This is a genomic window from Cysteiniphilum sp. QT6929 (assembly GCF_030035755.1).
Classification (GTDB): domain Bacteria; phylum Pseudomonadota; class Gammaproteobacteria; order Francisellales; family Francisellaceae; genus Caedibacter; species Caedibacter litoralis.
Genome location: NZ_CP103983.1, coordinates 1,359,273 through 1,386,092 on the forward strand (window position 1 = coordinate 1,359,273; position 26,820 = coordinate 1,386,092).

Here is a 26,820-nt window from a genome sequence, read left to right on the forward strand (position 1 = left end):
GTTTTATTTTTATGACACAGGTTTGGAATCTGTAGATTCACTGGTATATTACACACAAAGGAATTAATAATGTTTAAGCATGAAACAAACATCAATACACGATCAAAAGCACACTTTTTTCTTCAGCAAAAATATCATAGCTTGCGTATTTGAACGCATCTTGCAACGCGATAAAGACTAATAAATTAGAGTTATGCATTTTATTATTGTCAAAACACCCCGTCAGCCTACGGCTGCCACCCCTCTTGCAAAGAGGGGAATTGGGCGACGGTGATTTTAATTCCCCTCTTTGCAAGAGGGGTGCCGAGCTTGCGAGGCGGGGTGTTGAAATACAAAACGTGCGTGACTTCAGTAATAAATAATTATTTTGAACATTTGAAGAAAAGAGAAAAGTATGTCACATAAATTACAACGAAACTTAAAAGCTCGCCATTTAATCATGATCGCCTTGGGTGGCTCGATTGGCACAGGTTTATTTTTAGCAAGCGGCAGCGCCATTTATGAGGCGGGGCCAGGTGGAGCGATGCTCGCCTATATCATTATCTCACTGATGGTTTATTTTCTAATGTGTAGCCTTGGTGAAATGGCAGCACACTCACCTACCACAGGCACATTTTGTGAATACTCCAGCCGTTATGTCAGTGCTGATTTTGGCTTTGCCATGGGTTGGAACTATTGGTTTAACTGGGCGATCACTATTGCCGCTGAGATTATTGCTGCAGCTTTAATTATGCAATATTGGTTTCCTTATGTGCCGACGATCTATTGGAGTATTTTGTTTTTTGTGCTTATTTTTGGTTTAAACCTATTAGCCGTTAAAGTCTATGGTGAAACAGAGTATTGGCTATCTTTTATCAAAATTGCTTTTGTGATTATTTTCATTGTTGTTGGCATATTAACCATTATCGGTGTTACTGGTGTTGGAGGACCTGTTGGTTTTGAGAATTGGCATATTGGGGATGCGCCTTTTCATAATGGTATGCTTGGGTTTATGGCAGTGTTTTTGATTGCAGGGTTCTCTTTTCAAGGCACAGAACTCGTTGGCGTTGCCGCAGGTGAAGCAGATAACCCCAAAAAAGCTATTCCTCAAGCCATTAAACGCACCTTCTGGCGTTTGGTTATTTTTTATATTCTTGCCATTGGTATTATTAGCTTCTTGATTCCTTACACCAGTGACATTCTCATTAATAAAAATTCTGACATTGCCGTTAGCCCTTTTACCATTGTTTTTAAAAACGCAGGCTTGAGCTATGCCGCAACGATTATGAATGCCGTGATCTTGATTGCGATCTTATCTGCTTGCAATGCCAGTATGTTCTCGGCAACACGTATTATGTGGCATCTAGCTAACACCAAACAAGCACCTAAGGTATTTGGCAAAATTAACCGTCAAGGCATTCCGATTAATGCACTTTTGATTACCGCACTTGTCGGCTGTTTGTTCTTTCTGACTTCTTTTTTAGAGAATGGTAGCGTGTTTATCTGGCTTGTTAACATTTCCTCTTTAGCAGGTTTTGTTGCTTGGTTTGGTATTGCGTTAAGTCACTATCGATTTCGTCGCGCTTACCAAAAACAAGGTATGAATCTTCAAGATTTACCCTATCGTGCTAAATGGTTCCCAGTTGCACCCATTTTTGCAATGCTGTTAATTGCCGTGATTATCTTAGGACAAGAGTTTAGCGATATTATCTCAGGCGACATTACATGGCAGAAATTCTTAGCGACTTATATCGGCTTTATTCTATTTTTAGCATTACTTATCGGCTATAAATTAATTAAACGCAGTAAGCTCATTGCCTTGGAAAAATGTGATATCTCTGCTAAACATTAGTTATTCAAAATCATTCTATGCAAGGTAAAAATAACAGATGTTCTTTCGCAATAGCCTTAGTAAACACCTTATTCGCTTTCTTACACATGATGTTGATAAGTCACGCAAATTAGCATTATCCGATTATCAATCATTAAGTCGTGCCGTTTTGCCTTGTGATGTATTATTAGTTGAAGGACGTTCACGCACAGCACGAGTTATCAGCTATATCACCCGCAGTATTTGGACGCATGCCGCTTTATACATTGGAAAACTTAGCGAGCTCACACCACAACTACAACATACGCTATTGCAATTTAATCCACATCTTGAACCTGAGCATATTATTATTGAGAGCATTCTTGGTGAAGGTGTTGTTGTTAAGAATCTCAATGAATACACACACGAACACGTTAGAATCTGCCGACCCAAAGGGATTTCTAAAGCCCAAGTTATCACTGTTTTTAACTATGCAATAGCCAATCTTGGCAAGCCATATGACCATCGACAAGTCTTTGATTTAGCACGTTTTTTGTTTCCATGGATGATCTTGCCACGCAAATGGCGCTCAAGCATTTTTCAGCACAATGCAAAAGGGCACGCTAAAATGACTTGCTCTTTATTATTGGCTCAGGCTTTCATTCAAGCACGATTCCCCATTCTGCCAACCATTGAGAAAAGATCTTCAGGCAATTATTTTGAAGCGATTGTGCGTAACCCTCGACTATTTGTACCTTGCGATTTTGATTATTCGCCATTTTTCGATATTGTAAAATATCCGATGATTCTGATTGAGGGTAATAGTGATGAGTTATTCTTATGGAATAACGAGGTAATGAGTAATGATGAGGAGGGCTTGACAGAGATCTCACCCTCGAATGAGGTTAAGCATTCAAGCGGCTAACAATTTGTTGTAAGTAATTGGACATTTTATGCCAATCTGCAATTTCCCAGTTTTTGCTATTCTCTGGATCGGGTAAATAAGCGTAATGAATGGCGTAATAATTAAGTTTGCCTTTCAATTCATCTTTAACCATATCCACTTTACTTCTGGTATCATCGACATAAACAACCGATTGACATAAGTTTGAGTTATTTGTCTTTTGACGCTCTTTTTCAATCAGGCCAAGGAGCAATTTCCCTTTATCACCACCTGCGGCATATTGAATGCCATGGTTATACATCGTGTAGTCACTTTTATACTTATTTTGCGCAAAGAAACTTGGATCAAATCGATCGCTGCCAATAGGGTTCTTGGTAAAATCAAGTCCATTGACTCTTAGCTGCCTTAGGGTTGTTGCCTCTGCACTAAACCCGCGTGACGTCAACGCAATCGAAGGATATTCCTTTTGCAATTTACTGACCACTGCCACGGTATCACTTTCGACCGGCTGATAATTGATAAAGTAGCGCACCGCATTCAAGAAATCATAAATATTCGCACTTTGATCACTTAACAAGTGTTTGGCATATGGATTACTTTTTGATGCCTGCCAATATACCCAGCCTTCGCTGGCAAACTTTTCTTTATTCGTCAGCAAGGTATTATCAATATCATAAACAATACACACTGAGGACTTGCCATAATCTTTGCTTAACTTAGCAGCATATGGTTCGATATCTTTGATATTTTTAACACTAACTTCTTGATTTGTCATCGCTTGAGCTGCACCAACACTAAACAGCACCAATGATATAGCTGTTATTTTCTTGATCATTTTAACCCTCTTAGATTTCCCGCAGGCATATTAGCACAAACCGTAAGTTTGTGTATTTTTTTGTAGCAAGCTATGCAGAAAGTATAGATGGGATAGCTATCCTATCTCATTCTGTTTAGAATATGCCGCTGATGTCATTGGAAAGTTGAAAGGGAAAAAAGAAACTATGCAAAAGATAGCTATTATTGGCGGATCAATCGCTGGCAACGCCATGGGGTTGGTATTGTCACGCCTAGGTTTTGATGTAACCATTTATGAACGCTCAGGCGCTCAACTTGATGATCGCGGTGTCGGCATATGTATTCCAAAAGATCTACGTAATATGTTAGTGCAAAATGATATGTTTGATTCTGATGCCAAATATATTGAAATCATTGATCGACAGTTTATTGTTAGCGATGCAAAGCGCAATGCTAATGTCTTCTGGCAACAGCCTGTAAATGTCATGGCGCACAACTGGTCAGAAATTTATACGCAATTATATAAGCGCCTACCAAAGGGTATTTATCGACAAGATTCAAGTGTCTCTCATATCGAGCAAGACCAAAACAAAGTCATATTGGCACTTACTAATGGGCAAACCGTAGAGGCAGATTGGCTTTTTTGTTGTGACGGAGTTAATTCACTTGGTCGCACAACACTTTTCCCTCAATCAAAACTTAACGAGGCACCTTACATCGCTTGGCGTGGCGTGATTGCAAAAAAACACGTTAGCGAGCCATCACTATTTGATCGACTTAATTATTTTTGCTACGAGTATGGGCATGTTGTAACTTACTACATTCCCAAACAAGATGGCAGTGTTGATTTGAATTGGGTTCTCTATCAAAAGGTAAATCAAGCACATAAAAATAAACTGTTAAACACGAATAACAGCAATGAAGTCACAAGCTTAGCAGCACGCGAGCTTCAGCCAATGCACTTTGAAGAGCTAAAGAAATTAGCCAACATGATGCCTGAAGTTTTTGCCAAAGTGATACTTGATACACCAAAACCTTTTATTCAAAACATCTTTGACACACAAGTCCCCGCACTTAAAAAGGGACGTATTTGCTTATCTGGCGATGCTGCATTTATCTCACGACCACATACTGCAAGTGGCGCAACCAAAGCTTTGCAGAGCGCACTTATTCTATTTCAACAATTACAAGAAAATCAGCATGATTTAGATCGCGCCACAGAACAGTGGGCAAAAATACAATATGATAATGAACGCAAATTATATGAGCTTGGCAAGATTTTTGGTCATGCGCTTGTCACTGACACCCCCGACTGGCAGTTAATGAATCAAGAAAAGATGGATCAATGGTGGATCAACATTATGCAAAACCAACAATGGTATGCCTATGAGGCACAAAAATAATCTAAGGTTAACTCTGTGATTTATCAACAAGCACATTCAGCAAATGACTGCCTTTTTGTAACGCACCCTTACTGTGAACACTTATTACAAGTCCGGCAAATGGGTAGCTTATCTCACACTCCTTGGCATGCACCATTTGCAAACATCGACCTATTACCTGACCTGCATCAAAGGTATCGCCTGCCGCAACAAACCACTCATATAAGCCACCAGATTGCGCGTAAACTGCTTGGAAAGAATCCTCATCATAAAAGCCAATATGTTTAGCACACGCTTCTTTGTATGCTTTATTTGCAGCTATTACTTGCTGTGTCGCTAGATAGTTTAATATTCGATTAGATTGAACCTGCGCTTTATTATGATCAATCAACTCTTCTGAACCCAACTCAAGGGTGAAACTATCAACCAATACAGGCTCATTTCTACCTAATTGAGTAAATGCCTTTTGCACACTCCACCACGGATAAAATCCTGCTTCATCTAATGAGCCATTACATTTATTCTCAATCAATAATACATGCTCAAACCCAAGCGCTTCGGCACTATTTTTAGCATATTGCGGGCTATATAGATAATCAATCGCCAATGAGTCCGTATGCAAATCCAAAATAATATCAGCCTGTAATGCCTCTAGTTGCATGGTGTAGTTCAAACGTCGTGCGCGTGACAACCCAAAGTCATTATTAAGCGCTGCTGTCATTTGCGCGCTAATCTCATTTCGCAGTGCCTTAGCATATTCTGCTTGGGCGCTTTTAAGATGATCTTTGGCAAATGACTTATAATCTATCTCAGGCTTAAAATAATAGCGGTTCCAATTGTCACCATTGGTTGCATCAAAACGCCCCTGATGTCCAGCACCAATAAGCATGTCACGTCCAAAGGGGTTACACTGTGGGATAATCGTAACATCACCTTGCGGTTGTTCTTCATGAAAGTGCTTAAGTAAATTTATAATCACGGCATTACCCTGAATCTCTGAGGCATGCATGCTTGCTTGAATATAAACTTTCTTAGCATTGTCATCTTGACCTTTAATCCTATATTTCGCAACTGTGATTGCCTCTCCTGAGGCATTTTGCCCCACTTCAAGCAACGACTTTGTGATATAACTTCTCATTTCTTTAGCTTCTTTAGTTTCTTTCATTTCTCTCATTTAAGCCAGACTCCCGCTGCTTCAGCTTTTCTTAGTATCTTAATTTGCCCTTTATTATATGTCACCTCCGCTGGCAGCATATGACACAAAAAAAATGGCATGCTCTCAGTAAAGCCATAAGCACCGGTATAGTGAAAGATAATATGATCTTGTGCCTTAGTATCACTTGGCAGTTGCACTTCCCCTAAATAATCCAAACTAGTACATAACGCACCATGCAAATGCATCTTAGATAGCTGGGCACTACTTTCTCTTAGAAGACTCACAGGAAATGCCTGTGATGTCAGTGTTGGGCGCATTAGATGTTGACTGCCACCTTCTAATATTAACATGTCACGCTCATAAACTGATTTGCGATCGACTACTTCAGTAACATAAACTCCACACTTGGCAACGGCATAGCGCCCAAGCTCTAGCCAAATATCTGTTTGTGGATAATGGCTTTTAAGTTTTAGAATCAATGCGTTAATTTCAGCTAAGCCTAGCTCTTGTCCTTTATGTTGATAATCAACCCCTAAACCACCACCTAAATCTAATACACGCAAATCAATGCCCATGGTTTCTGCTAATTCATCTAATGTATGAGCAATCGTAAACCAGATTCTCTCAAGCTTGTCTATACAGAGGATATTACCCCATTGAAAACAATGAAAACCTAATATATTAAGATAAGGGCAATCAAGATCATTGTTCTTTGAATAAGTCACCCAGTCATTGGGTGACAAGCCAAATGGTGTGACACACTCACCACCTAAGACATTTTTTTCGCCATCATGCCATTGCAATTGTACGCGTAACAATACGTCAATATAAGTTTTCTTTTCATTGGCAATACTCTGCACATCTTGCAATTGTTGCGTACTTTCAATGACAAATCGCCTAACACCTTGATCAATAAAATAGCCTAACTGTTCATACGACTTAGCGGGTCCTGTGTGCAAGATATTTTGAGGATTAACACCTTGCTTTAGCACCTGATTGAGCTCACCAACACTCGCCACATCAAAACGCATTCCCTCATCATCTAAAGTGCTAATAATTGCTGACAAAGGATTGGCTTTAAGCGCATACCAAAGGGTTACAGGTAATGTTTGTAACGTCTTTATATGGGATTGTAAAGCATCTAGGTCATAGAAAAAAAAAGGCGCATCAATCTCTTTAGTTAAATCAACTAATGCTTGATGGTGGTGTAAGGTATCAACCATTAACGCAATGCCTCCTCCAAACTAAGCGCATGATCACTTTTATCATCACGATATTTAACAATAATGGGGCATGCCGCTTGCAAACCTTGCGCCTTTGCCCAAGCTTGCGCCAGTGGTCTGCTGCCCGGTACAACAACAGCACCTTCTGGAATGGCTTCACCTTTGTCAAGAGTGCGCTCATTAACGCAGTCATACACGCTAACGCCACGTGACAACACTACCGATGGCGCAATAACCGCGCGTCTTTTAACAACAATCCCTTCAACAATGACGGCTCCCGCACCAACAAACACATGATCTTCAATCACGACAGGATTCATACCGATTGGTTCAAGTACACCGCCGATTTGCACACCTGCTGATAAATGCACATGCTTACCAATCTGTGCGCAAGAACCCACTAGTGCATGGCTATCGATCATTGTACCCTCATCGACATACGCACCGGTGTTAACATATGCAGGCGGCATAATGATTACCGATGGCGCAATATAAGCACCGGTTCTTACAGCTGAGCCACCTGGCACCATACGTACGCCATCGGCAACAGTAAAACGTCTTGGCACTAAGTTATGCTTATCGACAAAGCCTTGGTAGCTTTCAGTAAAATCCGTATTTTGACCTGCTTTAAATGCCTCTAAAATTGCTTCTTTAACCGCAATGTTCGCTTGCCATTGACCATTTTCTTGGCGCTCTGCTGAACGTAGTTTACCTGTTTGTAAATCTTGTAGGGTTTTCTCCCAACTCATCATTTATACTCCTTTTATATTTATTTGCTGGAGTTACAGACTTTTTTCTATTTCAACACCCCGCCTCGCAAGCTCGGCACCCCTCTTGCAAAGAGGGGAATATAAAATCACCGTCGCCTAATTCCCCTCTTTGCAAGAGGGGTGGCAGCCGTAGGCTGACGGGGTGTTTATAAAATCATAGTTTTTTCTAAAGTGTATAACTCCGATTATTTATTCATTACATTTAACTGACATAAATATGCTCATAATAGCTTTGAATCTCGGCATCAGCTTGTTGCAAACGCTCAATACTTGTTAGCTCTTGAGCAATCAACGGCAAGCGCAAAGTATTACTATCAATAACACCCGTATGTGCAAGCCACGCTTTTGCCGGAATGGGATTTGCGACACTAAAGCACGCAGCAGTTGCATCTTGCCACAAACGGCTTAAGGCCTCATCTGCCTCAAAACGTAACGAAGTTTCAACATAGGCTTTGGCTTCTTTTGGCCATAAATTGGAAACCACTGACACCAAGCCTTTGCCACCGACTTTGGCAAGCTCCGGCATCATCGCATCCTCGCCACTGTATACATTAACGTGTGGCGCTATTTGTACATAACATTTAAAGCGTGAGATATCACCTGAAGCTTCTTTCAATGCCCATAAATTCGGATGATTTTTAAGCGCAGAAAAAGCATCAAAACAAAGATTCACTCCCGTTCTTGATGGCACGTTATATAACATACATGGCTTTTGTGCTTTGTCTAATAATGCACTAAACCAAGCAATTTGCCCCTGAGTGCCAGGCTTGGCATAAATCGGCGTGACCATCAAAAAGCCATCCACTGCTTGAGCGTTACAAAACTCAACCCACTTAAGCTGCTCTGCTAATTGATAACCGCCCACGCCAACAAGTAAGGGAACTTTAAGCCCTAAGCCACAAGCGAACATCACCACTTGACATTGCTCTTCATAACTTAATGCTAAAGCCTCACCCGTGCTACCTAAAATCAACACACCACAATCAGCTGCTTCTTGTTTGCGTAGCAGTCGCTCAAAACTCACCAGATCAATCTCTCCACTTTCAAACATTGGTGTGACCACTGCTGTGTAGGTATTGTTGTTAATATTTATTGCCATGACACACCTCTTACTAATTCATCAAACTGGTAAAACCCAGCATTTAATTTATTTTCACACACAAAGCGCGCGCTCCATACGGCACCCTCAGCAAAAAGCTTGCGATCATGCGCCACATGCTTTAATTCAATGGTTTCATAAGGGTTTTCCACCTTTAATACATGCTCACCCTTTACATCCTCTTTACGAATAGATTCAATAGGGCAGTCTTTCACATTAAGCCATGATTGCCATGACACGGCAGTACCACTGGGTGCATCAAGCTTTTGCGTGTGATGTGTTTCTGTTAAGTGAAAGTGACTATTTGTCACTAAGTTTTGCAGATTACCTAAGGTGTTTAGCATCTCTTTTATCAGTACCATCGACAAACTAAAGTTATTCGCTACAACCCAAGTTTGCCCTGATTGTTTGATGCGTTGTATTAAAGTTTCATCATAATGAAATCCTGTGGTTCCACAAATGACAGACACTTTGCTTTGCAAAAGCACCGGTAATATTTGTCTTAAGATATCAGCGCTAACAAAAATAATTGCCACCGTTGCCTTATTGAGTTTTTCGACAGTCACTAAGTTTTGTGAGTCAAATACATCACTTATCTCATCTTCTTTTAAAAGATCAAGTACGGCTTTACCCGTTTTACCTCGACCGATTATTGCTACTTTCATTGCACATGCTCCTTAGTTGATTCACTAAAGAGAGACATATAAATATCCAACATTACACCTTTTGCATCTTCTGCTGCTACTAACAGGCAGATATTATGCCCGCTTGCGCCGTGGCTGAAAAGGCGAACATTATAACTTTCAAGGGCAGCAAAGAGCTTAGCACTTATTCCTTTGTGCTGATGTAATCGATTACCCACCACTGCAATCAATGATAAGTTATGCTCAACACTAATCTCAAGATTACCGATGGATTGTAGCTCATCCAATAGCGCTTCGGTTAATAGGCTTTCAGCGATTGACTGGCTACCTATATGATCCAAGGTTAAAGCAATACTTACTTCACTTGTCGTTACTAAATCAACAGATATATTGTGTTTGGCTAAAATACTAAATACTTTGGCTAAAAAACCCTGTGCATGAAACATATCAAAGCTTTTGAGTGTCATTAAAAGCTGGTTTTTACGCTCAGCAATCGCGCGAATTTGCGGTGGCTCCTTTAAGCTATTACCCTTGGCAGTAATCCAAGTACCGCCCATTTTAGGCGAAAATGTAGAGCCCACAAATACATCAATATTGCTACTTATTGCCGGCCATAAGGTTGCCGGATGCAAAACTTTAGCACCAAAGGTAGCAAGCTCTGCTGCCTCATTAAAGCTTAAACTCTCAATCGCTCGCGCCTGAGGGATAGTGCGCGGATCAGCTTCATAAATACCCGCAACATCCGTCCAGATTTTCACCGACTTTGCCTGTAAAGCTTGTGCCAAAAGGGCTGCACTATAATCACTCCCGCCTCGACCTAAGGTCGTTGTTTTGCCCTTTGCATCCATACCAATAAAACCTTCACAGATGAGCACTTGATCCGCAAATAGCAACGGCAACATATGTGTCGTTACTTGCGCTTTAATCTCATCTAAATTGGGCTTTGCTTGAGAGAAATTACTATTGGTCTTCATCACGGTTTGCACATTAAAATACTGTGCATTAATCTTATTCTGTCTGAAAATTGCCGCGACAAGTTGCGCTGAGATCCGCTCACCACATGATAATATCTCATCACTTAGCTCTTTGGTATTCAGACGCACACCCATTTGCGCCAAAAACACAAGATCATCTATACGCTGTTTTATATCGCTGTGCAAATGAGCACAATTAATCGCTTCAACAATTGGCAATATAATGGTCTTAATCTCATCGACAATATCTCTAATCTCATGTGCAGATTTTACATGATGCGCCAACTTTACCAAGAGATTGGTTATCCCTGATTGTGCACTAACGACAACAACACGCACACTTGGCGAAGACTTGATAATTTCTGCGCATTGGCAGATCGCGTTTAGATTAGCGACACTTGTGCCTCCAAACTTCGCGACGACAAAAGGGTTTTGCATAAAGCTTCTCCATTTATCGACACGGGGTTACGGCTTTTGCAAAATTTGACTCATGTGTTTGACAAAAATACAAATACAACCGAAGCGCCCCACGTCTTTGTTGACGTGACAGTCCTGCTGCCTTTTAGCAACAGACCCAAGTAATTCAGCCATAACACATCATTACTTTCGGCGCTTGCTCTATTGCTGTTGATCGCTAGATGTTATGATCTTCACAAAAGCGCTGTAGCTTGCGCACCTCTTCTTTTATTTTTAAATTCTTTAAATTTATTTACTATCGCGGTAACGCGACTTTTTTACTATAACGTTTGCCTTTTACAGCTGTCAAAACTTTTATGCTAGATTTTTTTGAAATACTTGCGACTTAAGTCCAAACCGAATAATTTCTCAAGCTTCATTTTAAAACGTTGGCGTTTTTCTTTTTTGGTTAGAACATGATTTGGATTGGCTTTGAACAACCCTTCTTCTTTGACAAAAAAGCCCTCAATAACCTTTGGATGTGCACCCTTAAACTCCACCAAGATCTGATGATCAATATCACTATATTTTGAGTCAAAACCTTCAGACTTACCCCAATGCTTATTCACTTGGCTGATTTTCTTACTCATTGCCGCCTCAGGCCGCACCCATCCATAATGATAAATATAGTTATCGAGTAATTTCGCCTTTGGGTAACGTGCGATACGATTGGACTTCTTAGGATCAAGAACCAACCAATACAAGCCATCAGGTGCATAACTTCTAACACTTGCCTTAATGATTCTTGGCGCATAACGATACCAAGTCGGTGATGAAAGATACGTATTAGTGTTGCCATAAAAATGGTAATAATGGAATGCTAAGGCTTCAACTTCTTGGTTATCTTTATAGCGATGCAACGCCTCTTGAATCATCTGAAGATCATTTTCATGCACGATCTCATCACCTTCTAAATAAAAAAGCCAATCCCCAGTACAGGCGAACTGGGCAATCATTTTTTGTTGAGCATAGGTATAACCTTTGACCTGCATATGCTCATTCCATACTGTTTCGATAATTTTAATCTTTGGATGCTCTTTTGCTAACTGCTGCAAAACCTCGGGACTATTATCTTGCGATTGCCCCAAGGCAATTACAAACTCATCACAGATTGGCAAAATAGACTGAATCGATTGAATATAAGGAAAGCATAGCTCTTCGGCATTGCGTAAAAAGGTAAATCCTGATAATTTCATAACACATTTCAACATTTTTATTTTTTAATAGTGTACACATAAAGTAATAAGGACATAACGTGATTTTACAAAAAATTATCGAATCAAAACGTCAAGAGCTTAAGCAACTCCCCGATCTAACCGCTGCAGCATTACTTCCTGCAAAATATGATTTTTTACAAGCCATAAAAGCGCATAAGCCTGCAATTATTGCTGAGCTTAAATCCAAATCACCTTCTGAAGGGGTGATTGACCCAAATTATGACCCAGTTACAATTGCTAAAGCCTATCAAGCCGGTGGCGCTTGTGCGTTATCCATCTTGACTGATCAACCTTTTTTCGGTGGGAGTTTCGAAGACATTCGCAAAGTGCGTGATGTGGTCACCATCCCAATATTATGCAAAGACTTCATTATCGATGAAAAGCAAATCTATCAAGCGCGTCTTAAAGGAGCTGACGCCTGTCTTTTGATCGTGCGCTGCTTAGACAAAGTACGTTTACAAACACTTATCCAATGTGTTGAATCACTCAATATGACTGCATTAGTTGAAGTGTTTGATGAGAAAGAAACAGAAACAGCTTTAGCCTGTAATGCCAAATTAATCGGTGTTAACAATCGCAATCTAGATACCCTTGAAATGGACACCAATAATATCGCACGCTTACAAAAAATAACTCCGAAAGATATTACGCTATTGAGTCTATCAGGTGCCAAAACCCCTCAAGACCTCCATCATTTTGGCTGCACCTATGACGGCGTTTTAGCAGGAACAGCTTTAATGCGTGCTAATGATAAGGTGGCGTTTTTGCAGGAAGCGATAAACACAACAACGCCATAGTCATCAATTTAATCAATACCCATCGCAAACCATTTTTACGTGGATATAAACAAAAAAGCCCCGTCGGGATATTCCCAACGGGGCTTCAAGTTATATTTAGTTTCAGAAAATCAATGACTACTCGTCATAGTCCTCATCATCTTGTCTTTTGTTTTCATCAAGATCGTCATCACCAATAACAAATAGATCTTCAAGATCAACACTATTTTCTTCAGCATCTGCATTTAATGCCGCACTTAACGCCATTTCAAGCTCATCCATCGATGGACCTGTTTCTAATGCTTCTTGCTCTTGTAAGTGCTTACGCTTACGCTCTTGGTGATGTGCAAGCCCCGTACCAGATGGAATCAAGCGTCCAATCAATACGTTTTCTTTTAAGCCACGCAATTGATCTTCTTGTCCACTGACTGAAGCTTCTGTTAGTACGCGCGTCGTTTCTTGGAAAGACGCCGCTGACAGGAACGACTCTGTAGACAATGAGGCCTTTGTGATACCCAGTAAAATCGGCTCATAAATCGCTTCTAACTTGCCTTCAGCACGTAGCTTCTCATTCTCTTCCAAGACTTGAACCAATTCAACTGGCTCACCATCAACGAACTTACTGTCACCCGCGCCTAAGATATTAACCTTACGCAACATCTGACGAATAACCGTCTCGATATGCTTATCGTTAATACCGACACCTTGTAAGCGATAAACTTCTTGGATTTCATTAATAATGTAATCAGCAAGCTCATGCACGCCTTTCAAACGTAAGATTTCATGAGGATCTAATGGTCCGTCAGAAATGATTTCACCCTTAGAAACATGCTCACCTTCAAATACGTTAATATGACGCCATTTAGGGATCATAATTTCAATCGGATCCATATCTTCTGGTGAAATGATCAAGCGGCGTTTGCCTTTTGTCTCTTTACCAAAGCTAACAATACCTGAAGTCTCTGCCATGATTGCAGCGTCTTTAGGGCGACGCGCTTCAAACAAGTCTGCAACGCGTGGTAGACCCCCGGTAATATCTTTGTTTTTAGAGCCTTCTTGTGGAATACGTGCGATAACGTCACCGACTTCGATCTTGGTGCCATTTTCGATATTCAAAATCGCTCCGACTGGCATAAAGTAGCTTGCTGGAATATTAGTATTCGGGAAGCACAACTCTTCACCGACCTCATCAATCAAGCGCACCAATGGTTTGATGTCTCTATTACCACTTTTTTGCGAGTCAGAGGTAATAACAATACTAGAAAGTCCTGTCATTTCATCTGCTTGGTGCTTCATCGTCACACCATCAATAAAGTCAACGAAGTTAATGTGCCCTGCCACCTCAGCGACCACTGGATGTGTATGCGGATCCCATGTTGCAACAACGGCACCCGCTTTGACTTGTGCATCATCGTTTACTGGTAATTCAGCACCGTATGGCACTTTGTACTTCTCGCGCTCACGTCCAAACTTATCAATAATACTAATTTCACCTGAACGCGAAACAACTACGTGGTTACCTTCGCGGTTTTTAACAGTTTTAATATTATTAAACTTAATACGTCCGCCATTTTTGATCTGAACGTTGTTTTCAGCAGTATCCTGCGACGCCGCACCACCAATGTGGAACGTACGCATCGTTAACTGTGTACCCGGCTCACCAATCGATTGTGCTGCGACAACACCAACTGACTCACCCATATTAACCAAATGTCCACGCGCAAGGTCACGACCATAACATTTAGCACATAAGCCACGGCGTGTTTCACAGGTAATCGATGAACGGATGATCACTTGGTCAACACCATTTTTCTCAATCAACTCAACGACTTTCTCATCAAGTAATGTGCCTGCTTCAACCAAGATCTCATCTTCACCTGGTTTATAGATATCTTCAGCATTGACACGACCTAGTAGACGTTCACCCAAAGGTACAACCACATCTCCACCTTCAATCAAGGCAGAAACCGTTACCCCTTTTTGTGTACCACAGTCATCTTCAATAATTACAAGATCCTGTGCCACGTCAACAAGACGACGTGTTAAGTAACCTGAGTTAGCTGTCTTTAACGCTGTATCAGCAAGACCCTTACGAGCACCATGCGTTGAGGTAAAGTATTGTAAAACCGATAGACCTTCACGGAAGTTTGCCGTAATTGGCGTCTCAATAATCGAGCCATCTGGTTTTGCCATCAAACCACGCATACCTGCAAGCTGTCTGATCTGTGCTGCAGAACCCCGCGCACCTGAATCAGCCATCATATATACTGAGTTAAATGACTCTTGCTCGATTTCATTACCTGAGTTATCAGCAACTTTTTCTTTTGCAATCACTTCCATCATTGATTTGGCAACTTTCTCGTTAGCACGTGACCAAATATCAATTACTTTGTTGTAACGCTCACCTGCAGTAACCAAACCACTTGCATATTGCTCAGAAATTTCTTTAACCTGACCTTCAGCTTCAGCCAAAATACCGACTTTTGCATCAGGAATAATCATGTCGTTAATACCGATTGAAATACCTGATTTTGTTGAATACTTATAGCCGGCATACATTAATTGGTCAGCGAAAATCACCGTAGCTTTAGTACCTAAACGGCGATAGCACTGATCGATAATCTTACCAACGGTTTTCTTAGTCAATGGTTGGTTAATCAATGAAAACGGTAAGCCCTCTGGTAGGATGCTTGATAATAAAGCACGTCCAACCGTTGTTTCAACAATACCTTTCTCATCAATATATTCACCAGACTCAAGTAAAACCTTGTGATCCAAACGTACTTTGATTTTTGCATGAATATCAACAACACCTGCATCATAAGCACGTTGAACGTGTAATAAATCAGCAAATAATTTACCTTCACCTTTAGCATTAACCTTTTCACGCGTCACATAATAAAGACCTAGAACGATATCCTGCGTTGGCGCGATCACAGGCGAGCCACTTGCTGGGGATAAGATATTATTGGTTGACATCATCAACACGCGCGCTTCAAGCTGCGCTTCAATCGTCAATGGTACGTGAACCGCCATCTGATCCCCGTCAAAGTCAGCGTTAAATGCCGTACAGACTAGTGGGTGCAATTGAATTGCTTTACCTTCAATCAAAGTTGGTTCAAATGCTTGAATACCTAATCTATGCAGTGTTGGTGCACGGTTAAGAAGCACTGGATGCTCGCGGATCACTTCTTCTAAGATATCCCAAACAACGGCTTCTTCACGCTCAACCATTTTCTTAGCAGCTTTAATCGTTGTCGCATGCTCATAATGCTCAAGCTTTGAATAGATAAACGGCTTAAATAACTCTAATGCCATCTTTTTTGGCAAACCACATTGGTGTAAACGCAATGTCGGACCAACGGTAATTACTGAACGTCCAGAATAGTCAACACGCTTACCTAAAAGGTTTTGGCGGAAACGACCTTGTTTACCTTTGATCATATCTGCTAATGATTTTAAGGCACGTTTATTTGAGCCGGTTACCGCACGTCCACGGCGACCGTTATCCAATAACGCATCAACTGACTCTTGTAGCATACGCTTCTCGTTACGTACGATAATATCAGGCGCATTTAGCTCTAAAAGACGCTTTAAACGATTGTTACGGTTAATTACACGGCGATATAAATCATTCAAATCAGAGGTTGCAAAACGTCCGCCATCTAATGGTACTAATGGGCGCAAATCCGGTGGTAACACTGGTAGAACTGTCATAATCATCCATTCAGGTTTATTACCTGATTCACGGAATGATTCTAATAACTTCAAGCGCTTTGTTAATTTCTTAAGCTTAGTTTCTGAGTTAGTTGTTGGGATCTCTTCACGAATCGTTTCAATTTCATGATTAAGATCGGTGTCAATCAACAACTTCTGAATTGCTTCAGCACCCATTTGTGCTTCAAATTCATCCCCGTACTCTTCTAATGCATCAAGATACGTTTCTTCATTGAGTAACTGTCCTTTTTCAAAAGGTGTCATCCCAGGATCAGTTACTGCATATGCTTCAAAATATAAAATACGCTCGATATCGCGTAATGTCATATCTAATAACAAACCAATACGCGATGGTAATGATTTCAAATACCAAATATGCGCTACAGGACAAGCCAAATCAATATGCCCCATACGCTCACGACGCACACGCGCTTGCGTGACTTCAACACCGCACTTCTCACAAATAATGCCACGATGCTTTAAACGCTTGTATTTACCACACAAACATTCGTAATCTTTGATTGGACCAAAGATTTTAGCACAAAACAAACCATCTCTTTCTGGTTTGAATGTACGATAGTTAATGGTTTCTGGTTTTTTTACTTCACCATATGACCATGAGTGAATCATTTCAGGTGACGCAAGACCGACACGAATACGGTCAAACTCTAAATCTTTACCTTGCTGTTTCATACCGCCTAGTAAGTTTTTCAAGGCTCTACTCCTATTTTTGCAAAGTTTTAAATCAAAATGCTACAGGCTATGCCCGTAGCTGTTTCATTACGACAACTAAAGTGTGTTTAGTTTTCTAAATCAGACTCAAGGTCAATATCAATACCTAATGCACGTACTTCTTTCATCAATACGTTGAAAGATTCAGGCAGACTTGCGTCCATCTTGAAATTACCATCAACGATATTTTTGTACATTCTGGTACGACCATTCACATCATCCGATTTAACCGTCAACATTTCACGAAGTGTATAAGCAGCACCATAAGCTTGTAGTGCCCACACCTCCATCTCACCAAAACGCTGACCACCAAACTGTGCTTTACCACCTAGTGGCTGTTGCGTAACCAAACTATAAGAACCTGTTGAACGCGCATGCATCTTGTCATCAACCAAATGGTCTAACTTCAACATGTACATATAACCAACGGTTACATGGCGATCAAATGGTAAGCCAGTACGCCCATCATAAAGCTGAGCTTGACCGCTTTCATTTAAGCCACAAAGTTTTAGAAGATCTTTGATGTCTTTCTCTTTAGCACCATCAAACACCGGGGTTGCAATAGGTACACCTGCTCTTAGGTTATACGCCATTTCAATTACTTGATCATCATCAAGCTGACTTAAATCAACTTTCTTATTACCAATCGTGTTATAGACCTCTTCTAAAGTCTTACGAATATCTTGCGCTTTTTGACTTGCTTCAAGTGCATCTGATACTTTATGTCCTAATGCTCTTGCTGCCATACCCATATGCGTCTCAAGTACCTGACCGATGTTCATACGTGATGGAACCCCTAGTGGATTCAAGACGATGTCCATAGGTGTGCCATCTTCAAGATAAGGCATATCTTCAATTGGCAGAATGCGCGAAACAACACCCTTGTTACCATGACGACCTGCCATTTTATCACCCGGTTGGATACGACGCTTAACCGCAACAAACACTTTAACAATCTTAAGAACACCAGGAGATAAATCATCACCTTGGGTAAGCTTCTTGCGTTTTGCTTCAAACTTTGTTTCAAAGTCTTTACGCGCTTGTTCAATCTGTGCTTTACAACGTGTAATTGCTTCCATCGTTGCTTCATCTTCCGCGCGGATATCAAGCCATTGGACAAATTCAAGATTCTTTAAGTACTCTTTAGTAATCTCTTGCCCACGTTTTATGCCACCAGGACCAGCAAGTGCTTTCTTGCCACTTAGCTCTTGTAATAAATAAGAGCGCACAGCACCCTCAACAATACGATATTCATCACGTAAATCTTTACGAATACGCGCTAATTCTGCTTTTTCAATTTCAACAGAGCGCTGATCTTTTTCTAAACCATCACGCGTAAACACTTGTACGTTAATGACTGTACCATACATACCCGTTGGCATTCTTAATGAACTGTCTTTAACATCGGAAGCTTTCTCACCAAAAATAGCACGTAGTAGCTTTTCTTCAGGTGTTAATTGCTGCTCAGCCTTAGGCGTGATCTTAGCAACCAAAACATCGCCAGGCGCGACATTGGCGCCAATATGAATAATGCCCGCTTCATCTAGTTTGTTTAGCGCATGCTCGCTGACATTTGGAATATCTGCAGTAATTTCTTCAGCACCTAATTTCGTATCACGTGCAATACACGTTAATTCTTCAATATGAATAGAAGTATAACGATCATCTTCAACAATACGCTCGGATAGTAGAATCGAATCCTCAAAGTTAAAACCATTCCACGGCATAAATGCTACAAGAAGGTTTTGACCTAAAGCCAATTCTGCCATATCAGTTGATGAACCATCTGCTAATACATCACCTTTTTTAACGACATCGCCAGGACGCACGATTGGGCGTTGGTTAATACAGGTATTTTTGTTTGAACGACGGAACTTTGTTAAGTTATAAATATCAACAACAGAGTCACCTTCATTGATTTCGTCATTACTCGCACAAACAACGATACGACCACCATCAACCACATCAACAACGCCTGAACGCTTAGCGACAATACATGTACCTGAGTCACGCGCTACAATACGCTCCATTCCCGTACCAACTAATGGCTTCTCAGCTCTAAGCGTTGGCACAGCCTGACGTTGCATGTTTGAACCCATCAATGCACGGTTCGCATCATCATGCTCCAAGAACGGAATAAGCGCTGCAGCAACAGACACCATTTGTTTTGCCGAAACGTCCATATATTGAACTTGATCAGCGGTTGTAAAAATTGCTTCGCCTTTTGAACGACACTGAATTAATTCATCGGTTAAACGACCTTTTTTATCCATCGCAGCAGATGCTTGAGCGATCACATAGTTGCTCTCATCAATCGCGGATAAATAATCGATCTCATCCGTGGCAACACCATCAATCACCTTGCGATATGGCGCTTCTAAGAAACCATAATGATTCGTGCGCGCATAACATGCCAAAGAGTTGATCAAACCAATGTTTGGACCTTCCGGTGTTTCAATCGGACATAAACGACCATAATGTGTTGTATGAACGTCACGTACTTCAAAGCCTGCACGATCTCTTGATAAACCGCCTGGACCTAATGCTGAAATACGACGCTTATGCGTCACTTCTGATAATGGGTTATCTTGATCCATAAACTGTGACAATGCACCTGAACCAAAGAATTCTTTAATCGAAGCAGTAATTGGTTTTGCATTAACAAGATCTTGCGGCATCGCACTTTCACGATCAACCATTGATAAGCGTTCACGTACTGATCTTTCAACACGAACCAAACCGATTCTAAATTGGTTTTCAGTCATCTCACCAACCGCACGGATACGGCGATTTCCTAAGTGATCAATATCATCAACATCACCGCGACCATCACGAATATCAATCAATGTTTTAACCACATCAATAATATCTTCTTTCGTTAAAACACCCGCTCCTTTATCCGTCTTACGACCTAAGCGATTGTTAAACTTCATGCGACCAACTGCCGATAAATCATAACGATCTTCTGAGAAGAACAGACCTTGGAAAAGGTTCTCTGCTGAATCTTTTGTTGGCGGCTCACCTGGACGCATCATACGATAAATTTCAACCAACGCATCATCACGATCACGACATACGTCATTGCGCAGCGTATCAGCAATATAAGCGCCACGATCCAAATCATTCGTGTTAAGCGTTTGGAATGTTGTAATACCACGATCTGAAAGTTTCTCTAGTAACGCAGGTGTAATTTCTTCATTCGCTTTAGCTAAAACTTCACCTGAAGTTTCATCAACGATACGCGAATACAACACCTTGCCAACAACATAAGAAACCGGAACTTCGATCTTATTTAGACCTTGCTCTTTCATCAACTTGGTATGTCTTGCGGTAATACGCTTGCCTTCGGCAACCAACACTTTACCTTCTTTATCAACCACATCAAATGAAGCCGTTGTTCCTTTTAATGAATCCGGATCAAATGTCATCATTATAGCGCCATCTTCGACAGCAAACTCAACCGACTCATAAAAAATCTTTAATAACTCATCTTCTGTATAGCCAAGTGCCTTTAGCAACACAGTGGATGGCAGTTTACGACGTCTATCTATACGCACATAAAGTAAGTCTTTTGGATCAAACTCAAAGTCTAACCATGATCCACGATACGGGATCACGCGTGCTGAATGTAATATCTTACCTGAGGAATGGGTTTTACCTTTATCATGATCAAAAAACACCCCTGGCGAACGATGAAGTTGTGACACAACCACACGCTCTGTACCATTGATTACGAAGGTGCCGTTATCAGTCATTAATGGGATTTCGCCCATATAGACTTCTTGCTCACGGACATCTTTAATCACTTTATCTTCGACTGGTGCATCTTTATCATAGATAACCAATCTAAGCTTCACACGCAACGGAGCAGCATAGGTTACCCCTCTAATGCTACACTCGTTCTCATCAAAAACAGGCTCTCCTAAACGGTAGCTTACATAGTGAAGCTCGGAATACCCTGAAACGCTTGCTATAGGGAACACCGATTTAAAAGCTGCTTCTAAACCGTTATTTTTACGGCTTTGCGCTTTCACATCTTGTTGTAAAAACTCTTTATATGAATTCACTTGAACAGCAAGCAAATATGGAACATCTAGAATATTAGGAAGGTTCCCAAATTCTTTACGGATTCTTTTTTTCTCAGCGTATGAGTACGACATCAGGCACTTCCTCTGACTACATTCGTTTTAACCACTAAATCATGCCAAAAGTTTGGAAAACTTTATTTATCTGCAATTACAGACACATCTACAAATGCTATTTGTTAGATAGCAGAAAAGGCCAACAGATAAAACACCTGTTAGCCTTTACTTTTTAACTTAAAATAATCGTTTGATTACTTAAGCTCAACCTTAGCACCAGCTTCTTCAAGCTGCTTTTTAAGTGCATCAGCATCAGCTTTAGAAGCAGCTTCTTTGATCGTGAAAGGCACGCCTTCAACAGCATCTTTTGCTTCTTTAAGACCCAAGCCAGTTGCTGCACGAACTGCTTTAATCGCGCCAACTTTGTTAGCACCTGCATCAACTAAAACAACGTCAAATTCAGTTTTTTCTTCTGCAGCGGCAGCATCACCAGCAGCAGGTGCAGCAACTGCAACAGCAGCTTGTGCAGAAACACCGAATTTTTCTTCCATCATTTTAACCAATTCACAAACATCCATAACGCTCATTTCAGCAACTGCATTTAGGATATCTTCTTTAGTAATAGCCATTATATACTCCTATTAAATAATTTAATTTCAAAAACGAAAAGTGGTTTTATTTTGCATCACCAACAGCAGCGAATACACGAACAGCTTGCGCTGGAATCTCGTTAGCTGTACGCACAAACTTGGTAACAGGTGCAAGTAATACATTGCACAATAACGCAAGCGCGTCGTTTCTGCTTGGAAGCTTAGACATTTCTTCTAGCTTATCAGCACCAAACAACTCACCGCCCATTGCTAAGTTCTTCACTTCAAAAGCTTTATGATCTTTCATAAAGTTTTTGAATAATTTAGCAGCCGCACCTGGTTCCTCTTTCGAGAAAGCCAACACTAAAGGACCGACAAGTGCATCGTTCATGCACTCAAACTCAGTACCTTTAAATGCGATTCTTGCTAAGTTATTGCGAACAACTTTCAAGTACACACCTGATTCACGAGCCTGTTTACGTAAATTACTCATTTGATTCACAGTCAAGCCACGGTAATCAGCTACCGCTGCAGACAATGCCAAGGATGCCTGTTCGGCAACTTCTGCCACAATCGCTTTTTTATCTTCAAGCTTTAGCGCCATTAGCTAATCCTCTTGTTTTTGTCTACGTTATTATTTAATACGATGTTTGAAACCAAATAAAAAATTTTATTCTCTTCAAAGGTCACACGCACCGTCTGCGTAGGAAATTAAGCGATCTTGCGATCACACCTACGGTCTTTGACATCACTGACTTAACATGACATTAAGTAGCGACCCAAAGAAACTTGTTTAAGTCCTTAGCACAAAATCGCACCAAGGCACACAAAAAAGGCTCGTTATCTTAAACCTCGATTGTGCTCATGTCAAGCAAAATCCCAGGACCCATTGTGCTAGATACTGTAATCTTCTTGATATAAACGCCTTTTGCTGTTGCAGGCTTAAGCTTTTTAAGATCTGCCAAAAGCGTTTCTAAGTTTTGTTGCAAAGCTGCTGGTTCAAAATCAGCTTTACCAATAGTCGTATGCACGATACCTGCTTTATCAACGCGGAAACGAACCTGACCTGCTTTTGCATTCGTAACTGCTTGAGCAACATCAGTTGTTACCGTACCTACTTTAGGGTTCGGCATTAAACCTTTAGGACCAAGAATTTGACCTAGCTGACCAACAACACGCATTGCATCAGGCGTTGCGATTACAACGTCAAAATCCATATTGCCTTTTTTAACTTCAGCTGCCAAATCATCCATACCAACGATATCAGCACCAGCTTCAGTTGCCTTGAGTGCATTCTCACCTTGCGTGAAAACTGCAACACGAACTGTTTTACCTGTACCATTTGGCAATACAGAAGCGCCACGCACAACTTGATCAGATTTACGCGGATCAACACCTAAATTAACTGCAACATCGATCGATTCTTTGAACTTAACTTTTGAAAGTTCTTTCAAAAGGTTGAATGCATCAGTTGCTGAATACGCATTTAATCTGTTTATTTTTTCAGACAATGCTTTCATTCTTTTTGATAACTTAGCCATTATTCAACCCCCTCAACTTTAAGACCCATGCTACGCGCGCTACCTGCAATTGTTCTAACCGCAGCATCTAAAGTTGCCGCTGTTAAATCAGGTTCTTTTGCCTTAGCAATCTCTTCTAGTTGCTCACGATTAACCGTACCTGCCACTTCTTTTGAAGGCTTAGAACTACCAGATTTAATCTTAGCAGCCTTTTTCAACAAGAATGAAGCCGGTGGCGTTTTCATTGTGAAAGTGAAACTTCTGTCGCTATATACAGTAATCACAACAGGAACTGGTGAACCCTGTTCCATTTTTTGTGTCTGCGCGTTAAATGCTTTACAGAATTCCATAATATTCACACCGTGCTGACCCAATGCTGGACCAATCGGAGGACTAGGGTTTGCTTGCCCTGCTTTTACCTGAAGCTTAATATAAGCTTGTACTTTCTTTGCCATTATTTACTCCTAATTTGGGTATAACGCTATTCTTTTATAAATAGCTTCCCTGTTACATTTGCTTAATGCTTAGCATCAAGCACCTTATATCACCGACTCTGGCAGTGATAAACTCTTAAGCATCTTTCTCGACTTGAGAGAATTCCAACTCGACAGGCGTTGAACGACCAAAAATTGAGACCGCAACATGCACGCGCGATTTTTCATAGTTAATCTCTTCAACCACACCGGTAAAGTCAGCAAATGGACCATCCAACACACGAACCACCTGACCAACCTGAAAGGTGGTACGCGGTTTCGGTGCAGTCTTATCAGCACCTGTTTTTAATGAACCTAGAATTCTTTCTGCTTCTGCATTAGTAATTGGCATCGGACGCTCACTTGTGCCGCCAATAAACCCACTAACACGAGGTATACGACGCACTAACTGCCAAGCAGCTTCATCCATTTCCATCTGTATCAATACATAGCCAGGGAAAAATTTACGCTCACTTTTACGCTTTTGCCCAGCCTTCATCTCAACGACTTCTTCAGTTGGAACTAAAATCTTGCCAAAGAAATGCTCTAAGCCTTCGAGTTTTATTTTCTCTTCAATCTGAGTCTTTACACGCTTTTCATAGCCTGAGTAAGCCTGAATTACATACCATCTCTTCTTACCGCCACTCTCTGCTTGCGCATCTGACTGTGCAGCTTCTGTTTCGACATGCTCACTAGGCACATCTTTTTCATCCGCAGACATAAACAACCTCTTAACTTAATATCGCCTGAATAAGATGCATAAATAGCATACCAACAAAATAAATAATCACCGACGCCACAGCAACAATCGCCAGAACAATCAATGTTGAATTAATGGTTTCTTGGCGTGTTGGCCATACGACCTTGCGCATTTCTAACCTTGCTTCAAGCACAAACTGCCAGCCTTTTGCACCTTGATTCGTCTGTTTAGCTATCGCCAACAAAATAACAATACCAACGATAATAAGCACTGCCATCAACGCAGACGACTCGGTAAAAAGCGAGAAATACATACTCGAAAAAACAATGACTGCAGCGATGATCACCATCAATAACCACAACATCTTATTATTAGCGCTACTTATTTGACGCATATCAGCTTTTTTAGTGGTGGTTGTCCACACTTTTTTAGTTACTGAATCTTTCATCTAGAAGCCTCATTTCCCACTACAAACAAAAACGGCGTGCAATCTTAACACAGATTAACACGCCGTTCAAGTCAATTTATTTGGCAGGCCAGGAGGGACTCGAACCCCCAACTTGCGGTTTTGGAGACCGCTGCTCTACCAATTGAACTACTGGCCTACAAAACTTATCGAGCTATTACTGATATTAAGCAAGAATCTTAGCTACAACACCAGCACCAACCGTACGACCACCTTCACGGATAGCGAAGCGTAAGCCATCTTCCATCGCGATAGAGTTGATCAATGTAACAGTCATCTTGATGTTATCACCAGGCATTACCATCTCAACACCTTCAGGAAGCTCACATGAACCAGTTACATCCGTTGTACGGAAGTAGAACTGTGGTCTGTAACCTTTGAAGAATGGAGTATGACGCCCACCTTCTTCTTTAGATAACACATATACTTCTGCTTCAAACTTAGTGTGTGGTGTAATTGAACCTGGCTTACAAAGAACTTGACCACGCTCAACGTCATCACGTTTAAGACCACGAACTAGAATACCAACGTTCTCACCCGCTTTACCTTCATCTAGAAGCTTACGGAACATTTCAACACCAGTAACTGTCGTCTTTTGAGTCGCTCTGATACCAACAACTTCAACTTCTTCACCAACTTTGATAACGCCACGCTCAACACGTCCAGTAACAACTGTACCACGACCAGAAATTGAGAACACGTCTTCAATTGGTAACAAGAAAGGCTTGTCAGTTTCACGTTGTGGCTCAGGGATGTATTCATCAAGTGTTTTACCTAACTCAAGAATAGCATCAACCCATTTTTGCTCACCAGCTAAAGCACCAGTTGCTGAACCTTTAATGATTGGCGTATCATCACCAGGGAATTCGTATTGATCAAGAAGCTCACGAACTTCCATCTCAACCAATTCCAACAACTCTTCGTCATCAACCATGTCACACTTGTTCAAGAAAACAACGATATATGGAACACCTACCTGACGTGATAAAAGGATGTGCTCACGCGTTTGCGGCATAGGACCATCAGCAGCTGAACATACAAGAATCGCGCCATCCATCTGAGCAGCACCAGTAATCATGTTCTTAACATAATCCGCGTGCCCTGGACAGTCTACGTGTGCGTAGTGACGATTTGGTGTTTCATACTCAACGTGAGAAGTTGAAATAGTAATACCACGCGCTTTTTCTTCTGGCGCATTATCAATCTCATCGAACGCACGAGCGCTACCACCATATGCTTCTGAAAGCACTTTAGTGATCGCTGCTGTCAAAGTTGTTTTACCATGATCCACGTGACCAATCGTACCAACGTTAACGTGCGGCTTCTTACGTTCAAATTTTTCTTTAGCCATTATT

The 26,820-nt window shown here is 41.0% G+C and carries 21 protein-coding genes, 1 tRNA gene and 1 riboswitch; of the genes, 4 read left to right on the top strand and 18 right to left on the bottom strand.

The features are described from left to right. Nucleotides 1-394: 394 nt before the first annotated feature. Together NYP54_RS05715 and NYP54_RS05720 are read left to right on the top strand one after the other, a co-directional pair. Entirely contained in the window at nucleotides 395-1,831 is a 1,437-nt protein-coding gene (locus NYP54_RS05715; RefSeq protein ID WP_283155725.1) for an amino acid permease, read from the top strand. Between the two features lie 37 nt (nucleotides 1,832-1,868). Further along, complete coding sequence (locus NYP54_RS05720) at nucleotides 1,869-2,714, top strand: YiiX/YebB-like N1pC/P60 family cysteine hydrolase (protein ID WP_283155726.1); 846 nt, start codon at nucleotides 1,869-1,871, stop codon at nucleotides 2,712-2,714. Here the strand turns inward: NYP54_RS05720 and NYP54_RS05725 are convergent. Next, nucleotides 2,695-3,528, bottom strand: a complete 834-nt coding sequence (locus NYP54_RS05725; protein WP_283155727.1) for a DUF2608 domain-containing protein — start codon at nucleotides 3,526-3,528, stop codon at nucleotides 2,695-2,697. The genes NYP54_RS05720 and NYP54_RS05725 overlap by 20 nt on opposite strands. 166 nt (nucleotides 3,529-3,694) lie before the next feature. On the opposite strand from NYP54_RS05725, the gene NYP54_RS05730 reads away from it, so the two are divergent. After that, complete coding sequence (locus NYP54_RS05730) at nucleotides 3,695-4,891, top strand: FAD-dependent monooxygenase (protein WP_283155728.1); 1,197 nt, start codon at nucleotides 3,695-3,697, stop codon at nucleotides 4,889-4,891. Between the two features lie 7 nt (nucleotides 4,892-4,898). Here the strand turns inward: NYP54_RS05730 and NYP54_RS05735 are convergent, their stop codons facing one another. From NYP54_RS05735 to NYP54_RS05765, 7 genes are all read right to left on the bottom strand, one after another. After that, the gene (locus NYP54_RS05735) at nucleotides 4,899-6,044 is read right to left on the bottom strand and encodes a succinylglutamate desuccinylase/aspartoacylase family protein (RefSeq protein ID WP_283155729.1); all 1,146 of its coding nucleotides are present in this window, start codon (nucleotides 6,042-6,044) and stop codon (nucleotides 4,899-4,901) included. Beyond that, entirely contained in the window at nucleotides 6,041-7,249 is a 1,209-nt protein-coding gene (locus tag NYP54_RS05740; RefSeq protein ID WP_283155730.1) for a PLP-dependent decarboxylase, read from the bottom strand. The genes NYP54_RS05735 and NYP54_RS05740 overlap by 4 nt, the downstream gene beginning before the upstream one ends. Then, entirely contained in the window at nucleotides 7,249-7,998 is a 750-nt protein-coding gene (locus NYP54_RS05745) for a 2,3,4,5-tetrahydropyridine-2,6-dicarboxylate N-succinyltransferase (RefSeq protein ID WP_349293372.1), read from the bottom strand. Before NYP54_RS05745 ends, NYP54_RS05740 begins: the two co-directional genes overlap by 1 nt. 223 nt (nucleotides 7,999-8,221) lie before the next feature. Continuing rightward, nucleotides 8,222-9,118 (bottom strand): 4-hydroxy-tetrahydrodipicolinate synthase, encoded by an 897-nt coding sequence (gene dapA / locus NYP54_RS05750; RefSeq protein WP_283155732.1) that lies wholly within the window; start codon nucleotides 9,116-9,118, stop codon nucleotides 8,222-8,224. Beyond that, nucleotides 9,109-9,783 (bottom strand): dihydrodipicolinate reductase C-terminal domain-containing protein, encoded by a 675-nt coding sequence (locus NYP54_RS05755; RefSeq protein ID WP_283155733.1) that lies wholly within the window; start codon nucleotides 9,781-9,783, stop codon nucleotides 9,109-9,111. The genes dapA and NYP54_RS05755 overlap by 10 nt, the downstream gene beginning before the upstream one ends. Beyond that, nucleotides 9,780-11,174, bottom strand: a complete 1,395-nt coding sequence (gene lysC / locus NYP54_RS05760; RefSeq protein WP_283155734.1) for a lysine-sensitive aspartokinase 3 — start codon at nucleotides 11,172-11,174, stop codon at nucleotides 9,780-9,782. Before lysC ends, NYP54_RS05755 begins: the two co-directional genes overlap by 4 nt. Before the next feature lie 74 nt (nucleotides 11,175-11,248). Further along, nucleotides 11,249-11,425: riboswitch (Lysine riboswitch) on the bottom strand. An 87-nt stretch (nucleotides 11,426-11,512) separates the two neighbouring features. Beyond that, on the bottom strand, nucleotides 11,513-12,388 hold the full coding sequence (locus tag NYP54_RS05765; protein ID WP_283155735.1) for a glycosyltransferase: 876 nt from the start codon (nucleotides 12,386-12,388) through the stop codon (nucleotides 11,513-11,515). A 59-nt stretch (nucleotides 12,389-12,447) separates the two neighbouring features. Between NYP54_RS05765 and trpC the strand changes: the two genes are divergently transcribed. Continuing rightward, entirely contained in the window at nucleotides 12,448-13,206 is a 759-nt protein-coding gene (trpC, locus tag NYP54_RS05770; protein ID WP_283155736.1) for an indole-3-glycerol phosphate synthase TrpC, read from the top strand. Nucleotides 13,207-13,323: 117 nt separating this feature from the next. On the opposite strand, the gene rpoC is transcribed toward trpC, so the two are convergent. The 10 genes from rpoC to tuf form a co-directional block, all read right to left on the bottom strand. Further along, nucleotides 13,324-17,616, bottom strand: a complete 4,293-nt coding sequence (gene rpoC / locus NYP54_RS05775; protein ID WP_349293314.1) for a DNA-directed RNA polymerase subunit beta' — start codon at nucleotides 17,614-17,616, stop codon at nucleotides 13,324-13,326. 86 nt (nucleotides 17,617-17,702) lie between these two features. Then, nucleotides 17,703-21,794: a DNA-directed RNA polymerase subunit beta gene (rpoB, locus tag NYP54_RS05780; protein WP_283155737.1), complete on the bottom strand. Its 4,092-nt coding sequence runs from the start codon at nucleotides 21,792-21,794 to the stop codon at nucleotides 17,703-17,705. A 176-nt stretch (nucleotides 21,795-21,970) separates the two neighbouring features. Continuing rightward, nucleotides 21,971-22,345 carry a 50S ribosomal protein L7/L12 gene (gene rplL / locus NYP54_RS05785; RefSeq protein ID WP_117003538.1) on the bottom strand — a complete coding sequence of 125 codons (375 nt, stop codon included), beginning with the start codon at nucleotides 22,343-22,345 and terminating at the stop codon, nucleotides 21,971-21,973. Between the two features lie 46 nt (nucleotides 22,346-22,391). Continuing rightward, entirely contained in the window at nucleotides 22,392-22,910 is a 519-nt protein-coding gene (gene rplJ, locus NYP54_RS05790; protein ID WP_117003537.1) for a 50S ribosomal protein L10, read from the bottom strand. Nucleotides 22,911-23,151: 241 nt separating this feature from the next. Continuing rightward, nucleotides 23,152-23,847 carry a 50S ribosomal protein L1 gene (rplA, locus tag NYP54_RS05795; RefSeq protein ID WP_151192611.1) on the bottom strand — a complete coding sequence of 232 codons (696 nt, stop codon included), beginning with the start codon at nucleotides 23,845-23,847 and terminating at the stop codon, nucleotides 23,152-23,154. Continuing rightward, entirely contained in the window at nucleotides 23,847-24,284 is a 438-nt protein-coding gene (gene rplK / locus NYP54_RS05800; RefSeq protein ID WP_308420256.1) for a 50S ribosomal protein L11, read from the bottom strand. The genes rplA and rplK overlap by 1 nt, the downstream gene beginning before the upstream one ends. A gap of 112 nt (nucleotides 24,285-24,396) precedes the next feature. After that, nucleotides 24,397-25,020 (bottom strand): transcription termination/antitermination protein NusG, encoded by a 624-nt coding sequence (gene nusG / locus NYP54_RS05805; RefSeq protein ID WP_283155738.1) that lies wholly within the window; start codon nucleotides 25,018-25,020, stop codon nucleotides 24,397-24,399. A 10-nt stretch (nucleotides 25,021-25,030) separates the two neighbouring features. Beyond that, nucleotides 25,031-25,447, bottom strand: coding sequence for a preprotein translocase subunit SecE (secE, locus tag NYP54_RS05810; protein ID WP_283155739.1), 417 nt, complete (start codon nucleotides 25,445-25,447; stop codon nucleotides 25,031-25,033). Nucleotides 25,448-25,528: 81 nt separating this feature from the next. Next, nucleotides 25,529-25,604, bottom strand: a tRNA-Trp gene (locus NYP54_RS05815). A gap of 27 nt (nucleotides 25,605-25,631) precedes the next feature. Next, a complete protein-coding gene (tuf, locus tag NYP54_RS05820; RefSeq protein ID WP_117003532.1) occupies nucleotides 25,632-26,816 on the bottom strand; it encodes an elongation factor Tu in 1,185 nt (394 codons plus the stop codon). Nucleotides 26,817-26,820 lie beyond the last annotated feature (4 nt).

Coding starts and splice junctions, on each gene's coding strand:
- NYP54_RS05715 (WP_283155725.1), top strand. CDS start 395: ATGTCACATAAATTACAACGAAACTTAAAAGCTCGCCATTTAATCATG.
- NYP54_RS05720 (WP_283155726.1), top strand. CDS start 1,869: ATGTTCTTTCGCAATAGCCTTAGTAAACACCTTATTCGCTTTCTTACA.
- NYP54_RS05725 (WP_283155727.1), bottom strand. CDS start 3,528: ATGATCAAGAAAATAACAGCTATATCATTGGTGCTGTTTAGTGTTGGT.
- NYP54_RS05730 (WP_283155728.1), top strand. CDS start 3,695: ATGCAAAAGATAGCTATTATTGGCGGATCAATCGCTGGCAACGCCATG.
- NYP54_RS05735 (WP_283155729.1), bottom strand. CDS start 6,044: ATGAGAGAAATGAAAGAAACTAAAGAAGCTAAAGAAATGAGAAGTTAT.
- NYP54_RS05740 (WP_283155730.1), bottom strand. CDS start 7,249: ATGGTTGATACCTTACACCACCATCAAGCATTAGTTGATTTAACTAAA.
- NYP54_RS05745 (WP_349293372.1), bottom strand. CDS start 7,998: ATGAGTTGGGAGAAAACCCTACAAGATTTACAAACAGGTAAACTACGT.
- dapA (WP_283155732.1), bottom strand. CDS start 9,118: ATGGCAATAAATATTAACAACAATACCTACACAGCAGTGGTCACACCA.
- NYP54_RS05755 (WP_283155733.1), bottom strand. CDS start 9,783: ATGAAAGTAGCAATAATCGGTCGAGGTAAAACGGGTAAAGCCGTACTT.
- lysC (WP_283155734.1), bottom strand. CDS start 11,174: ATGCAAAACCCTTTTGTCGTCGCGAAGTTTGGAGGCACAAGTGTCGCT.
- NYP54_RS05765 (WP_283155735.1), bottom strand. CDS start 12,388: ATGAAATTATCAGGATTTACCTTTTTACGCAATGCCGAAGAGCTATGC.
- rpoB (WP_283155737.1), bottom strand. CDS start 21,794: ATGTCGTACTCATACGCTGAGAAAAAAAGAATCCGTAAAGAATTTGGG.
- rplL (WP_117003538.1), bottom strand. CDS start 22,345: ATGGCTATTACTAAAGAAGATATCCTAAATGCAGTTGCTGAAATGAGC.
- rplJ (WP_117003537.1), bottom strand. CDS start 22,910: ATGGCGCTAAAGCTTGAAGATAAAAAAGCGATTGTGGCAGAAGTTGCC.
- rplA (WP_151192611.1), bottom strand. CDS start 23,847: ATGGCTAAGTTATCAAAAAGAATGAAAGCATTGTCTGAAAAAATAAAC.
- nusG (WP_283155738.1), bottom strand. CDS start 25,020: ATGTCTGCGGATGAAAAAGATGTGCCTAGTGAGCATGTCGAAACAGAA.
- secE (WP_283155739.1), bottom strand. CDS start 25,447: ATGAAAGATTCAGTAACTAAAAAAGTGTGGACAACCACCACTAAAAAA.
- tuf (WP_117003532.1), bottom strand. CDS start 26,816: ATGGCTAAAGAAAAATTTGAACGTAAGAAGCCGCACGTTAACGTTGGT.